Genomic DNA, 13,636 nt, shown 5'->3' with positions numbered 1-13,636 from the left:
CTAAAACTCAAACTGATAGAGCAAATCCAGTGCCTGATCGAGACCGGACACGGCTTCCAAATAGAGTTTGGGCATCAGGCGGTAACGCAAGGTTAACGTCGCCAGTGAATCAAATATGCCAACACCGTATTTTACTTGTAGACCCGGCAGTACATAACCGCTCACCTGCACCTGCTGGCTGTCGCCTACACCGGTGGTATCAAGCGCGAGGTTACTGACGCCGAATGTCTCGCCGATTTTACCCATAACCTGACCACTTTGTGCAACCCCTAACCCCACAAGTGCTGAAGTTAATGCATTACTGTCGCCATCACTGCTGAGTCCCTGACCGCGTAATAAGTAAGAAAGCGCTTCCTGCTGCGACATGGCGGGGTCAGAGAACACCTCGACTTTCGGCTCATCGGCCAGGCCGGTGACGCGAATACCGGCGGTGACATCATCTTCGGTGGCTTCCGGGTTACGTATCGCTTCAAGGTTAACGTACGGCTGATCTGGCGGCCCGGCAAACTGCAACTCGCCTTTACGCACAATCAGATCCTGCCCGTAAGCGTGGAAGCGGCCATCAGGAATATTGATCTGTCCGTTTAAGCCCAGACCGGTTTTATCCTGCACCAGTTTAAGATCGCCATTCAGCTTGGCTTTTAGACCAAAGGCTGACAGCCGCACATCGTTACCGACATGGATCACCAGGTTGCTGTTGATCGGAATGGCGGCGGTCTTCGGTTGAATCGGCTTGAGATCTTTATCCAGCATCACCTCATCCGAGGAGACGCCAGTGGCGCTTTCCGGCACTTCCTGCACCGTGATGCGCGCCCACGGAATATCCACTTTGCCATCAAGATTAAACGCGGCTGGCGTGGCTTCAAACACCAGGTCTGGCGAGACATCCATACGCACCATCGGTGGCACGGTGACACGAATACGGTTGCCCTGCGCGGTGATGCGCGCACGCCAGTTATCCAGCTGGCTCCAGTCGGCATTGCCGCCCAGATTGAGGTTGCCCTGCGTCGTCTGTAACAGGCCGTTAAGCGTCGAACTCATGCCATTGAACACCATGTTCAGATTGGCGGAGGTGAGTGTGACCGGCATAAAGCTGGCCTGCACGTTGACATCGCTCAACCCCAACTGGCCAAACACCTGCGGCTGTTGCAGTGTGCCGCCCAGACGCAAGTTGCTGTTGAGGTTGCCTTTAATCTTTTCACCCTGCATCAACGCCGGATTGAACATCGCCAGCGACAGATTGCTGATACCAATATTACCTGACAGCTGGCGACGGGTTTGCGGATCGGCAATCTGCACATTACCGCTCAGCTGGCCGTTGTTGACGATGTGAATCAGCCAATCGAGTTGGGCACGACCGTTGCGCATCGCGGCATTCAGGTTAAGCGTGTCAAAGGCGATCGGCAGCGTGTTGCCCTGCACGTCTTGTTCGACTTTCACGCCGTTACCTTTCAGCGAGACCGTACCGGTTGGCAGCGCGCCGTCGGCGGTCCAGTTCACACGCGCATCCCCACTGAACACACCGTTCAGTTTGGTGGCATCGGTGAGGAACGGTTTGATCATCGCCAGATCAAAGCGGTTCAGCACCACATGGGCGTGACCGCTGGCCCCGGCTTCAATCGGCTCGGGTACGCACAGCTGCGCGTTCGGGTTCTGCCAGCAGTGTGGCCCGATAGAGGCGGTCTGCTTAGTGTTGAGGTAATCAATCGCCATCGCACGCGTCAGACGCCATTCGCCCACCGGGGTATCAAAGTGGGTGTTGTTGAGATTGCCCTGCCAGCGTTCAGTTTTGCGATCAAAGCTGCCGTTGAGCGCCAACTGGCCGGAGACCGGCTCGCCCTGCACGTTCAGCTTGAGCTGATGCTGCTTCTCGTTGCCGTCCGCATTCAGCGTCAACAGATTGATCTTCAGCGCGTCCTGTTGCAGTTGCTCAACGCGCAGCTGCAGCTTACCGGCGATCTGATCGCTGGATTTCACATCTCCTTCCAGCGCCACACGACGAATCTGCAGTTGCTGCCAGCGCAAGCCGGTTGCAGTGAGATCGGCCAGCAGCTGCGGTGCCTGCAAGGTGCCGCGTGCTTTTACCGTGCCTTTCGCCACGCCGCCGAGTCCCGGCAGTGCGTTATCCAGGTGCGGTGCATCGATATTGGCATCCAGGTTGAGCGTGTCGCCCAGTTCACCTTTCACGTCCAGATGGTTGCGGCCCAGCGCGATATTAATGCCCGGGATTTTCCACTGGTTATAGCTGTTGCCGGTGAGTGAGCCATTGGCGCTGACGGCGTTCTGCTTCACGTTCCCTTTCAGCTCCAGCTGCGGCACGCTCAGCTGCCAGCTTCCGCCGTACAGGCTGCCACGCGTGGCGATTTTGCCGTCGAGTTTGGCAGGCCAGTCCGGGTACTGTTTGGCGGTGTTGATGCCGGATAGCGTCAGTTCGCTGCGCCAGCTGATGGCTTTGCTCCAGTCCACCAGCGCGGTTAAATCAACGTTACCCTGCAGTGCCGCCACGCGCAGCTTGTCCAGACTGAACTGCTGCACGTTGCCTTTGCCATCAAGCGCAATGGTCGCCGGCGGCACGGCTTCGCCTTTCACAGCGGTGCGCAGTGACATCACATAATCAGTGGCTTTGCCTTTGAACTGATAATCGAGGTTATCCGCCTGATACTGCACCGGGCCGGTAAGCGGCCAGCGCAACTCCGGGCTGGTGAGTTTCAGTGACAGTGGCAGACCCGCCACCGCCGGTTGCGCTGCGGCATCCAACTGTGCGCGGACCGGGCCAGAGAGATTCAGCCCCAGCTTAAGCTCTTCACGCATCGCCCCGCTGAGGTTCATTTTGATCTTCTCGCCCTTGATCGGATCGAGATTCAGCGATCCATTCAGCGCGAAATTCACTGGCCAGTTATCCGCCAGCTGCGCATCACCGCTGGCATTCACCTGCCCTTGCGGTGAATCGATGTCAAAGGTTTCTAACTGAAGATGGCGGTCAGCGGTTTTGGCTTTCAGCAACAGACGGGTAATCGACACATCGCTATCGCCGGTCAGGCGCAGCTGTTCGCCGAGCAGCTCCTGAACGGTAATATCCAGCGGCAGCTGGAAGTCAGGCAGTTCGGGTAACAGCGGTTTGGCAAACATCTCTTGCAGCGTTTCACCCAAGGGTTTCTCATCCGGCTGCGGCTGTTGCACTTTCGGCTGCACCACTTGCTCATCAACCACTTTCGCCGCCTTCGGCAGCGCTATCAGCAGGCTTTGAATATGCGTTGGGGTTAACGTCAGCGCGCGACCCTGCCAGTTGAGGCCGGTGGTGAAGTCCAGCAGCGAGATGGATGTGTCATCCACTTTGACGTTGATGTTGTGCAGCCCGACCTTGCTGAGCGTTATCGGATACGGCGTGGTCAGGTTGGTGCTACCGCTCTCTTCCTGCGGCGGTGGTGCAGCGGCCGGGGCCATTTTCTTGCTGTCGACCACCACGCTGACATCCTGCAAGCCGATGTCATTCACGCACACCGACGAGTGCAGCAGGCAGTTCAGGTTGAGCGCCAAATGGAAGCGTCCAGCATCCACGCTGACGCCCGGCATCTCATACTTCACACCACTCAGCGTCAGATCGCGCCAGCCACCTTCGACTTTGTTGATCGATAAACCGGGCACCCAGCGATCGGCACCTTTCAGCACCAGATGCAATCCGGGTGTGGTGCCAATCAGAAATGCCACACTGCCAAACAGCACCACCAAAAAAATACCGAATCCAATCAGGACCTTTTTCCACAGCTTCATAGTTCAGGCCCCAGTCCTACATAGAATTGCAAACCATGTTCCTTGTCATCGCCAATCGGCCGTGCGATATCAAATTTGATTGGCCCGACCGGAGAAGCCCAGCGCACGCCAATACCAGCACCGGTTTTAAAATCACTCTGTTTGATGTCGTTTACCGCTTCACCGGAATCGACAAACACCGCGCCCCACCACTTGCCGGTCACGTTGTATTGATACTCCAGCGAGCCGGTGGCCATTTTGGAGGCACCGGTCAGCTTGCCGTCACTGTCGCGTGGCGAGACATCTTTGTATTTATAGCCGCGAATACTGCGGTCGCCCCCGGCGAAGAAGCGCAGATCCGGCGGAACTTTGTCGAAGTCGTTGGTCTCGATCCAGCCCAGGTTACCGCGTACCACAAAGCGATTTTTCTCGCCCAGCATACGGATCCAGACGTTTTGCGCCTGCAGGATCAGGAAGTCGACATCCGATCCCCAGGTGGTATCGGAGACATCGACGGAATAACGCTGCGAATCGCCCCAGGTCGGCATCAAGCCACCGCGTGAACGCGTGCGGCTCAAACTCACGCCCGGATAGAGCAGCATGGTGGTGTTGGTGACACTGCCTTGGGTGAAGTGATCAAGACTCCACTTCAGGTTAACCGCGCGCTGCCAGCCGGAGCTGCTGTCCCAGTTGCGCGACACGCCCAGCGTGGTGGTATCGGCTTTGGTGTCGTTGAGATCGGTACGCTTCAAACCACCTGAGAAGGTGTAATACTGCTCCAGCGGGCTCTTCAGCAGCGGCACTTTATAGCTGAGATCGAGTTGCTGCTCGGGAGCTGAAATATAGGAGCTGGCGGTGAGGCTGTGGCCGCTGCTGTTAATCCACGGCTTTTTCCACGTCCCTTTCAGACGCGGGCCGACATCGGTGGAATAGCCGACACCGGCTTCGATGGTGTTTTCAACGCGTGGCGAAACGGCGGCATTCAGCGGCAGCACTTTGGTCTGACGACCTTTGTCGACTTCCGGGGCAACGACCACCGAGTTAAACCAGCCCGTGGCTGACAAGCGGCGGTTTAATTCCGCTAAATCGCGCGAGCTGTAAGGGTCGCCCTTTTTGAACGGCACAAGATTCCGCAGATAGGCTTCGTTGATTTGCGAGCCCTGGAAGCTGACATCGCCAAAACGGTAGCGCGGGCCACTGTCGTAATCGATATCCCAGAATGCTTCGCGTCTTTCGACCGAAACGCCAAGCTGGCTTTGCTTAAAGTCACCGTCGAAGTAACCATTACGCAGTGCCAGGCTGGAGAAGCCATTTTTAAATTTGTCGTATTCGCCGTGATTGAGCTGGGTGCCGATTTTCGGCGTGCCCTGCTTCACCCAGGCTTTATAGTCATCATCGTTTTTCGCCGCACCTTCGACCACGATGTGGCTGCCACCGATTTTCACCGGTTCGCCCGGCTTAACGTGGGCGATCAGCACCGGTCGACCGCCCTGCGGCGGCGCGGGACGTGATTCGAAATCGATTTCGGGTTCGTAATAACCGAGTGCCCGCAAGCCTTCTTTAATCGCCTGCGAGACACGCGCCTGGAAGCGCCCATCACTCGACACTTCGTCAGTTCCAATGGTGGACAAGCGCGCCCTGACGTTCTTCTGTAAATCCCCGGTTAGCCCTTCCAGCTGCAAGCGCACTTTCGCTGCCTCAACGGCAGGTGCAGCAAGCAACAGGCTGGCCAAACAATAAATATGCAATCGCGGCACGCTTACTCCTGTTAATAATGCCTGCCCCTTATTCCGCAGGGGCGTTATTTCTCATCGGAGGCTATCACCACCACTCGCTTACCCATCAGCATAGCCGCTCTTTTTGGCGGATGGCTGAGGAAAAATGGTCACTAAGCCAAATCATTTCCTATTGTCGGTAAATGGGGGGAGCGATACAACACCGAAGCCGCACTTCTGCGACTGAGGGGAGCGCACTCGGATTATTCCGACCTCCTTGTGCGCGCCTCTGGCGGCGGCATAAGCGCTGCTGCTATAATCAGCACCCAGCAGGCATGACCTGCTTTCCTTTCTGCCCCGACGTTAACGTTCCTTGTCGAAATGGCGCAGACATTTTTGGCACGGATAGCCCTGTATGACAGGCGAATACTGGATGTTCTCCTGCGCTGCCCAGGCCAAAAATGACAAGTGATTAACCCAACGGATCTTTTATGCTCGATAGCTTACTTGTCATTCTTTTACTGATTGTGATCAGTTCATTCTTTTCTCTTTCTGAGATCTCGCTGGCGGCTGCCCGTAAGATCAAACTCAAACTGCTGGCCGATGAAGGCAACATCAATGCGCAGCGCGTGCTGAAAATGCAGGAACAGCCTGGCATGTTCTTCACCGTGGTGCAGATTGGCCTCAATGCCGTGGCCATCCTCGGTGGTATTGTCGGCGATGCCGCGTTTTCCCCCGCCTTCAGCAGTTTATTTAGCCGCTTTATGGCCCCTGAACTGGCCGATCAGCTCAGCTTTATCTGTTCCTTTACCGTGGTCACCAGCCTGTTTATTTTGTTTGCCGATTTAACGCCGAAGCGTGTGGGGATGATCGCGCCGGAAGCGGTGGCGCTGCGCATAATCAACCCGATGCGCTTCTGCTTGCTGGTGATGCGTCCGCTGGTGTGGCTGTTTAACGGGCTGGCCAACGTGTTTTTCCGCATCTTCAAGCTGCCGATGGTGCGTAAAGACGACATCACCTCCGACGATATTTACGCGGTGGTGGAAGCCGGTGCACTGGCTGGGGTGCTGCGTAAGCAGGAACACGAACTGATCGAAAACGTCTTTGAGCTGGAATCGCGTACCGTCCCGTCTTCGATGACGTCACGCGAGAACGTGGTGTGGTTTGATCTGCACGAAGATGAAAACAGCCTCAAAACCAAAATCGCCCAGCATCCGCACTCAAAATTTCTGGTATGTGATGGCGACATCGATCATATCGTCGGTTATGTCGATTCCAAAGAGCTGCTGCTGCGCGTGCTGGGCAATCAGAGCCTGACCCTGAGCAGCGGCGTGCAGATTCGCTCTGCGCTGATTGTGCCGGACACATTAACGCTCTCTGAAGCGCTGGAAAGCTTTAAAACTGCTGGCGAAGACTTCGCGGTAATCATGAACGAATACGCGCTGGTGGTGGGGATCATTACCCTCAACGACGTGATGACCACGCTGATGGGTGATTTGGTCGGCCAGGGTCAGGAAGAGCAGATTGTGGCACGTGATGAGAACTCATGGCTGGTTGAAGGCGGCACACCGATTGATGACGTGATGCGCGTGCTGGATATCGATGATTTCCCACAGTCCGGCAACTATGAAACCATTGGTGGTTTTATGATGTACATGCTGCGCAAAATCCCGAAACGCACCGATTTCGTCAAGTTCTCAGGTTACAAGTTTGAAGTGGTAGATATCGACAGTTATCGCATCGATCAGCTGCTGGTGACGCGTATTGACGATCGTCCACCGGTGCTGAGTGTGACGAAGAGCGCCACTGATGAGCTGGAGTCGCCGTAGTACCGGGCGGCAGAAAAAAACAAGGCGCGATTTCTCGCGCCGCTACTGAGGGCGCCTGATTGCATGGCGCCCTTTCTTTTTTACTGCTTAGTTGTACTCGGCTTGCAAACGCAGGACCTGGCGGTTGATCTCGGACATCACGCTAAGGTGCTGTTTATCTTTGACGCGGGGCAACATCACTTTGCCTTTATCGAACTCAAACGCGCCAACATCCTTGATATACAACCTTCCTTTAAAAAGCGTTTTTACGTATTTCGCAATTTGCAGCGGATTATAGCGCTGGAAGATTTTCATACTGTCTAACTCCTGAACAGATGTACTACGCTTCGTCGTTGCCAAATCCGGTACGAACCCATGAAGCGCAAATGAGGCATAACTATAGAACACCAATCGTTACGTATGTTCCGAAAAGGTGAATTTTTTACTGAATTGACACATTATTACAGAACACTCTGTTATGCCGTTCACAAAACCCAGTATAAACCTTCACTCATTAAGGAATTGTGGCGTGGGTTGCAAAGCTGTTAACTCATCGCGACAGGCGCATCATCCACACCTAATATTGCAAAAACATGAATAACTGGTCGGATCACTAAGGAGTATCACCATGCGTTTGGCACACTCTGTGTTAGCCCTGGCACTGCTGGTTCCCAGCCTTGTCTCAGCCCATGCTTTTAAGATCGGCGATCGTGTTCCGCCAGTGGGCGTGAGCGACAGAGGCGAACTGCTTTATCAACAAGATAAGTTTAGCTACCAACCGTGGAATAGCGCGCAGCTGAGTGGAAAAGTGCGTGTCATCTTACATATTGCCGGGCGTTCTTCGGCCAAAGAACAGAATGCCGCGCTGATTGAGGCGATCAAAGCGGCGAAATTCCCGCATGACCGTTACCAGACTACCACCATTGTGAACACCGACGATGCGATTCCCGGCACGGGGATGTTTGTGCGCAGCAGTATTGAGAGCAACAAGCAGCAATATCCGTGGTCGCAATTTATCGTCGACAGCAACGGCAACGTGCGTAAGGTCTGGCAGTTGGAGAAAGGGGGTTCGGCAATTGTGGTACTGGATAAGACCGGGCATGTGCGATATGCCAAAGAGGGTGCACTTACGCAGGATGAAGTGCAGCAGGCGATGAAACTCATCCGTGAGCTGTTGCAGTAAAAACGGAGGTCGCCATTAATGGCGACCCTGTGTTGCCCGGCTTGTGTTCTATATTCATCCCGGAATGAATAGCGAAAACACAGGCTTCTTTCGCAAAGTGCGCGTCAGGAACTAAAACAGCGAGACGCGGAAACCCGGATTCAGGAAGGATTCGCGTGGTGTGTAGTCGAGAGTTTTACCCTGCCAGTCATGCACGTGGGCTCCCGCCGCAATCGCCACCGCGTGACCTGCTCCGGTATCCCAAATGTTGGTTGGCCCAAAACGCGGATAGAGCTGCGCTTTACCTTCCGCCACCAGACAGAATTTCAGTGAAGAGCCAATTGCCGTGGTTTGATGTTCGCCTAACTGCGTCAGATACTCTTTCAGCTCTTCATCTTTATCTGCATGCGAACGGCTGACAACCACCAGCAGTGGACGCGCCTCGCGCACCTGAATCTGCGTTTTATGGCCGCCCTCTTCTTTCCAGGCTTTGCCATCAGCGGCCGAATACATCACACCCAACGCGGGCGCATAGACCACACCTAACACCGGTTTGCCGTTTTCAATCAGGGCAATATTGACGGTGAATTCACCGTTGCGCTTGATGAACTCTTTGGTGCCATCCAGCGGATCCACCAGCCAATATTTTTTCCAGTTCTGACGCACCGCCCAGCTCGGCGGATCTTCCTCTGATAACACCGGCACTTCTGGGGAGAGCGCGGCCAACCCTTCCACGATGACTTTGTGCGCCGCGAGATCGGCAGCCGTGACCGGCGAATCATCTGACTTGCGCGTCACATCCATCGGCTGCTCACCCGCATAGACATGCATAATCGCATCGCCTGCTTCACGCGCCAATTGGCTAATTTTATCTAACATTCTTCACCTCTTTTCCGCTGATTCTGCCTGTCAGACATCAACAGCTCACCTCTACACATTTTAGCAGTTGTGTTCCCATGCTTAGCGGCTGAACTGTCTGAAACGGCAATCTATATGATTATCAATACCATAGTTCAAGGTTGGCGGCTATGGCGTGATACTGAATCCCTTTTTAGCGGACAGCGAAGCCTGCTGATGCGTGAAAGTCTGAGACACATCACAAATTGAAATGATAATTCGTCATTGTTTTACATTATTTTGAGAGGCCCATTAGATCAGACAAGGAGCAAATCATGTTCAAAGCGAGCATGTCGTTACTGGCGCTGTGTGTGACGGCGGCCACGGTGCAAGCCGCTACAGTGGATCTGCGCATTTTGGAAACCACCGATCTACACAGTAATATGATGGATTTCGATTACTACAAAGACACACCAACTGAGAAATTTGGCCTGGTGCGCACCGCCACGCTGATTCAACAGGCACGCGCAGAAGCAAAAAACAGTGTGCTGGTCGATAACGGCGACATCATTCAGGGCAGCCCGCTGGGCGATTACATGGCCGCTAAGGGGCTGAAAAAAGGCGATGTGCATCCGGTATATAAAGCGATGAACACGCTGGATTACGCAGTAGGCAACTTAGGCAATCACGAATTCAATTACGGCTTACCCTATCTGCAGAAAGCGATTGCCGGGGCACGCTTTCCCTATGTGAATGCCAACATTATCGATGAAAAAAGCGGAAAACCGCTGTTAACCCCCTATCTCATCAAAGAAACCACCGTTACCGACCGCAGCGGTAACCCGCATCGCTTAAAAATTGGCTACATCGGCTTCGTTCCACCACAGATTATGGTGTGGGATCGCAACAATCTGCAGGGCAAAGTGCGCGTTGATGACATCACGGAAACAGCGAAGCGCTATGTGCCGGAAATGCGCGCAAAAGGTGCTGAAATAATCATCGCCATTCCGCACTCAGGTTTAAGCAGTGAGCCTTATCACGCCATGGCAGAGAATTCCGTCTACTACCTCAGCCAGGTGCCAGGGATTAACGCCATTATGTTTGGTCACGCGCATGCGGTGTTCCCCAGCAAAGAGTTCGCAGCCATTAAAGGCGCTGACATTGCTCAAGGCACGCTGAACGGTGTTCCGGCAGTGATGCCCGGCATGTGGGGCGATCATCTCGGCGTGGTCGATTTGGTGCTGAATAACGAAGGCGGCAAGTGGCAGGTCATGCAGGGCAAGGCTGAAGCGCGGCCCATTTACGATCCGGTTGCTAAAAAATCACTGGCCGCAGAAGACAGCGGTCTGGTGAAAGTGCTGGAGCAGGATCACCGTGCCACGCGTGAGTTTGTTGCTAAGCCTATCGGTAAATCCGCCGATGTAATGTACAGCTATCTGTCGCTGGTGCAGGACGATCCCACTGTGCAGATCGTGAATAATGCCCAGCGCGCCTATGTTGAGCACTTTATTCAGGGCGATCCCGATCTCGGCCGCTTGCCAGTGCTTTCGGCTGCCGCACCGTTTAAAGCCGGTGGGCGTAAAAACGATCCCGCCAGCTATACCGAAGTAGAGAAAGGTGAACTGACCTTCCGCAATGCCGCCGACCTGTATCTTTATCCGAATACCCTGGTGGTGATGAAAGTCACCGGTGCACAGGTGAGAGAGTGGCTGGAATGCTCAGCCGCGCAGTTTAATCAGATCGATCCGCACAGCAGTAAACCGCAGGCACTGATTAACTGGGATTTCCGCACCTACAACTTCGACGTGATTGATGGCGTCGATTACCAAATCGATGTGACGCAGCCTGCACGCTATGACGGCGAATGTACGTTGATTAACAAAGACGCTTCACGCATTAAGGATCTGACATGGCAGGGTAAGCCCATCGACCCTAATGCGGTATTCCTCGTCGCCACTAACAACTATCGTGCTTACGGCGGGAAGTTTGCCGGCACCGGCGATAAATACGTGGCGTTTGCTTCACCAGATGAGAACCGTTCAGTGGTCGCGGCTTATATCAGCAGCGAAACCAAAGTACACGGCGAAGTGAAACCGCAGGCCGATCATAACTGGCGTTTAGCGCCGATTCACAGTGATACGCCGCTGGATATTCGCTTTGAAACCGCACCGGGCGAGAAAGCCACGCAGTTTATTGAGAAGTACGCTGATTATCCGATGAAAGCCGTGGGCAGTGACGAGATCGGTTTTGCGATTTGGCAGGTAGATTTGCAGAAGCAGTAAGATTGGCAAAAAAATGGCCAGTCATTCACGACTGGCCATCCACTACGAAAAATTCAGATTACAGAATTTCCAGCAGCTCGACTTCGAATACCAGGGTGCTGAATGGCGGGATGGATGCGCCAGCACCGCGTTCGCCGTAGGCAAGGTTTTGTGGAATCACTAATTCCCACTTAGAACCCACTGGCATCAGGGTCAGCGCTTCAATCCAGCCCGCGATCACGCCGCTTACCGGGAATTCAGCCGGTTCGCCACGTGCCACTGAGCTATCAAATACCGTACCGTCGATCAGTTTGCCTGTGTAGTGTACACGGACACGATCCTGACGTGATGGAATCGGGCCATCACCTTGAGCGATTACGCTGAACTGCAGACCAGATTCCGTGCTGCTCACGCCTTCACGCTGCGCATTCTGCTCCAGGAATTTATGGCCCTCAGCCGCCATGGCTTCCACACGCTCACGGCGCACGCCTTCTGCACGTTCGTGCACTTCACGCAGCGCGCGATGTACCACGTCAACAGGCACAGCCGGTGAGTTCCCTTCCAGCGCGTCGCGCAGACCCGCGAGCAGTGCTTCTGGCTGCAGGCCCTGCAGTCCAGATTCCTGCAGCTGCTGGCCGACCTGTAAACCGATACCGTAACTTGCTTGTGATTCGACGCTGTCGAATGAAGGGGTGGTCATCTTGATTCCTTAATCCCGGAGAAAATAGAAACGGCAGCATAACAGCGCAGGCGGCTGGCGTAAAATCTGCAGCGCCGCAGATGACATTTACCAGGGAAAGAGAAACAATACGCAGGTCAAATTTTTCAATGCTGGCAGGCACTTCGCGCCCGCATTGCCCATACTATAGCTGTGGCAACGTTTTCGTCGTACAGCGCTAAGAAAGAGAGAATACATGGGCCAGATCGCCCCACGACGCCGCAGGACGCGCGCACCGCGTGCTTTTACTTTATCGAGGTTGCAACGTTGGCTGCCGCAATTTTCGCGCAAGGCCGCCAGCGAGGAGGATTCACGAATGGCTTCTGATACCCCTTCCCGCGTTCCCGCCGTGCTGCTGCGCGTATGGCATCTGCTGGATGATGTGCGCTGGATGAACCCGCTACCGGCCTTCCATCGCCGTGGCATTGTGATTGCCTTACTGGTTCTGCTATTAGCGTTTCTCTGGCCGAGCAGTACGCCGCAATATCCGATTGAGCGCCCGGCAGATAACAGCAGCAAAGAGGTGCCGTTACAGGCAGAGATTTACGATAACAAGCAGCCGCAGAACACCCAACCGAAAACCGATTCTCAGGGCGAATGGCATAACTACACGGTGGCATCAGGTCAGACGCTGGCACAGTTGTTCCGCGACAATAATCTGCCGGTGAATGATGTGTTCGCGATGGCACGCGTCGAGGGTGACGATCGGCCGCTTAGCGCATTGAAGAATGGCCAGCAGGTGAAGGTTCGTCAGAACGCGCAAGGCGTGGTGACAGGATTAACGGTGGATGGCAGCAACGGCCCGGTGTTATTTACTCGCCAGCCCGACGGCAGCTTTATCCGCGCTCAGTAAATCGCAGATACAAAAACGCCGGCACATGGCCGGCGTTTTCGCGTTACCGAGTAAAAAATTACTCAGCCACTACATTCACAACCAGTTTAGCGAACACTTCGCTATGAACCTGGAAGTCAACTTCGTGCTCACCGGTAGAACGCAGAACGCCGTTTGGCAGACGCACTTCGCTCTTAGCCACTTCAACGCCAGCTGCAGTTACTGCATCAGCGATGTCGCGGGTACCGATTGAACCGAACAGTTTACCTTCGTCGCCTGATTTAGACGCGATGGTAACGGTGCCCAGTGCATTGATTTTCTCTGCACGTGCGTTAGCAGCAGCCAGAACGTCAGCCAGTTTGGCTTCCAGTTCAGCGCGACGCGCTTCGAAGAACTCAACGTTTTTCTTGGTAGCAGGAACAGCTTTGCCCTGTGGAACCAGGAAGTTACGAGCGTAGCCCGCTTTAACGTTAACCTGATCACCCAGGCTGCCCAGGTTTGCTACTTTATCAAGCAGAATAACTTGCATTACCTTATCCTCTTAAAGTCGTAT

General features: G+C 54.4%; 10 protein-coding genes. 4 read left to right on the top strand and 6 right to left on the bottom strand.

Features of this window, described 5'->3' with window-relative positions:
- Both RT340_RS02170 and RT340_RS02165 read right to left on the bottom strand, forming a co-directional pair.
- Positions 1–3,771 (bottom strand): translocation/assembly module TamB domain-containing protein, encoded by a 3,771-nt coding sequence (locus RT340_RS02170; RefSeq protein WP_160834417.1) that lies wholly within the window; start codon positions 3,769–3,771, stop codon positions 1–3.
- Positions 3,768–5,507: an autotransporter assembly complex family protein gene (locus RT340_RS02165; RefSeq protein WP_313373799.1), complete on the bottom strand. Its 1,740-nt coding sequence runs from the start codon at positions 5,505–5,507 to the stop codon at positions 3,768–3,770. The genes RT340_RS02170 and RT340_RS02165 overlap by 4 nt, the downstream gene beginning before the upstream one ends.
- 449 nt (positions 5,508–5,956) lie before the next feature.
- On the opposite strand from RT340_RS02165, the gene RT340_RS02160 reads away from it, so the two are divergent.
- Positions 5,957–7,294 carry a hemolysin family protein gene (locus RT340_RS02160; protein WP_034829259.1) on the top strand — a complete coding sequence of 446 codons (1,338 nt, stop codon included), beginning with the start codon at positions 5,957–5,959 and terminating at the stop codon, positions 7,292–7,294.
- A gap of 87 nt (positions 7,295–7,381) precedes the next feature.
- Here the strand turns inward: RT340_RS02160 and RT340_RS02155 are convergent, their stop codons facing one another.
- Positions 7,382–7,588, bottom strand: a complete 207-nt coding sequence (locus RT340_RS02155; RefSeq protein WP_031280153.1) for a DUF1107 domain-containing protein — start codon at positions 7,586–7,588, stop codon at positions 7,382–7,384.
- A 313-nt stretch (positions 7,589–7,901) separates the two neighbouring features.
- On the opposite strand from RT340_RS02155, the gene RT340_RS02150 reads away from it, so the two are divergent.
- Positions 7,902–8,456, top strand: a complete 555-nt coding sequence (locus RT340_RS02150) for a YtfJ family protein (RefSeq protein ID WP_211728485.1) — start codon at positions 7,902–7,904, stop codon at positions 8,454–8,456.
- A 111-nt stretch (positions 8,457–8,567) separates the two neighbouring features.
- On the opposite strand, the gene cysQ is transcribed toward RT340_RS02150, so the two are convergent.
- Entirely contained in the window at positions 8,568–9,314 is a 747-nt protein-coding gene (gene cysQ, locus RT340_RS02145) for a 3'(2'),5'-bisphosphate nucleotidase CysQ (RefSeq protein ID WP_160834420.1), read from the bottom strand.
- A 293-nt stretch (positions 9,315–9,607) separates the two neighbouring features.
- Here cysQ and RT340_RS02140 point away from each other — a divergent pair, with 293 nt between their 5' ends.
- Positions 9,608–11,554 carry a bifunctional 2',3'-cyclic-nucleotide 2'-phosphodiesterase/3'-nucleotidase gene (locus tag RT340_RS02140; RefSeq protein ID WP_211728484.1) on the top strand — a complete coding sequence of 649 codons (1,947 nt, stop codon included), beginning with the start codon at positions 9,608–9,610 and terminating at the stop codon, positions 11,552–11,554.
- A gap of 58 nt (positions 11,555–11,612) precedes the next feature.
- On the opposite strand, the gene fklB is transcribed toward RT340_RS02140, so the two are convergent.
- Positions 11,613–12,233, bottom strand: coding sequence for an FKBP-type peptidyl-prolyl cis-trans isomerase (gene fklB / locus RT340_RS02135; protein WP_038644441.1), 621 nt, complete (start codon positions 12,231–12,233; stop codon positions 11,613–11,615).
- A 214-nt stretch (positions 12,234–12,447) separates the two neighbouring features.
- Between fklB and RT340_RS02130 the strand changes: the two genes are divergently transcribed.
- Positions 12,448–13,104 carry a LysM-like peptidoglycan-binding domain-containing protein gene (locus tag RT340_RS02130; protein ID WP_211728483.1) on the top strand — a complete coding sequence of 219 codons (657 nt, stop codon included), beginning with the start codon at positions 12,448–12,450 and terminating at the stop codon, positions 13,102–13,104.
- Positions 13,105–13,162: 58 nt separating this feature from the next.
- On the opposite strand, the gene rplI is transcribed toward RT340_RS02130, so the two are convergent.
- A complete protein-coding gene (rplI, locus tag RT340_RS02125) occupies positions 13,163–13,612 on the bottom strand; it encodes a 50S ribosomal protein L9 (protein WP_034829315.1) in 450 nt (149 codons plus the stop codon).
- Between the last annotated feature and the right edge of the window lie 24 nt (positions 13,613–13,636).

The organism is Pantoea sp. CTOTU50773 (assembly GCF_032082325.1).
Lineage (GTDB): Bacteria > Pseudomonadota > Gammaproteobacteria > Enterobacterales > Enterobacteriaceae > Pantoea > Pantoea communis.
Note: the sequence above shows the minus strand (reverse complement) of the source record. Positions and strands in the feature narration are given on the sequence as shown.

What these genes read in the sequence shown, in the direction of transcription:
- RT340_RS02150 (WP_211728485.1), top strand. Translation starts at nt 7,902, where the DNA reads ATGCGTTTGGCACACTCTGTGTTAGCCCTGGCACTGCTGGTTCCCAGC.
- RT340_RS02170 (WP_160834417.1), bottom strand. Translation starts at nt 3,771, where the DNA reads ATGAAGCTGTGGAAAAAGGTCCTGATTGGATTCGGTATTTTTTTGGTG.
- RT340_RS02130 (WP_211728483.1), top strand. Translation starts at nt 12,448, where the DNA reads ATGGGCCAGATCGCCCCACGACGCCGCAGGACGCGCGCACCGCGTGCT.
- RT340_RS02140 (WP_211728484.1), top strand. Translation starts at nt 9,608, where the DNA reads ATGTTCAAAGCGAGCATGTCGTTACTGGCGCTGTGTGTGACGGCGGCC.
- RT340_RS02160 (WP_034829259.1), top strand. Translation starts at nt 5,957, where the DNA reads ATGCTCGATAGCTTACTTGTCATTCTTTTACTGATTGTGATCAGTTCA.
- cysQ (WP_160834420.1), bottom strand. Translation starts at nt 9,314, where the DNA reads ATGTTAGATAAAATTAGCCAATTGGCGCGTGAAGCAGGCGATGCGATT.
- RT340_RS02155 (WP_031280153.1), bottom strand. Translation starts at nt 7,588, where the DNA reads ATGAAAATCTTCCAGCGCTATAATCCGCTGCAAATTGCGAAATACGTA.
- fklB (WP_038644441.1), bottom strand. Translation starts at nt 12,233, where the DNA reads ATGACCACCCCTTCATTCGACAGCGTCGAATCACAAGCAAGTTACGGT.
- rplI (WP_034829315.1), bottom strand. Translation starts at nt 13,612, where the DNA reads ATGCAAGTTATTCTGCTTGATAAAGTAGCAAACCTGGGCAGCCTGGGT.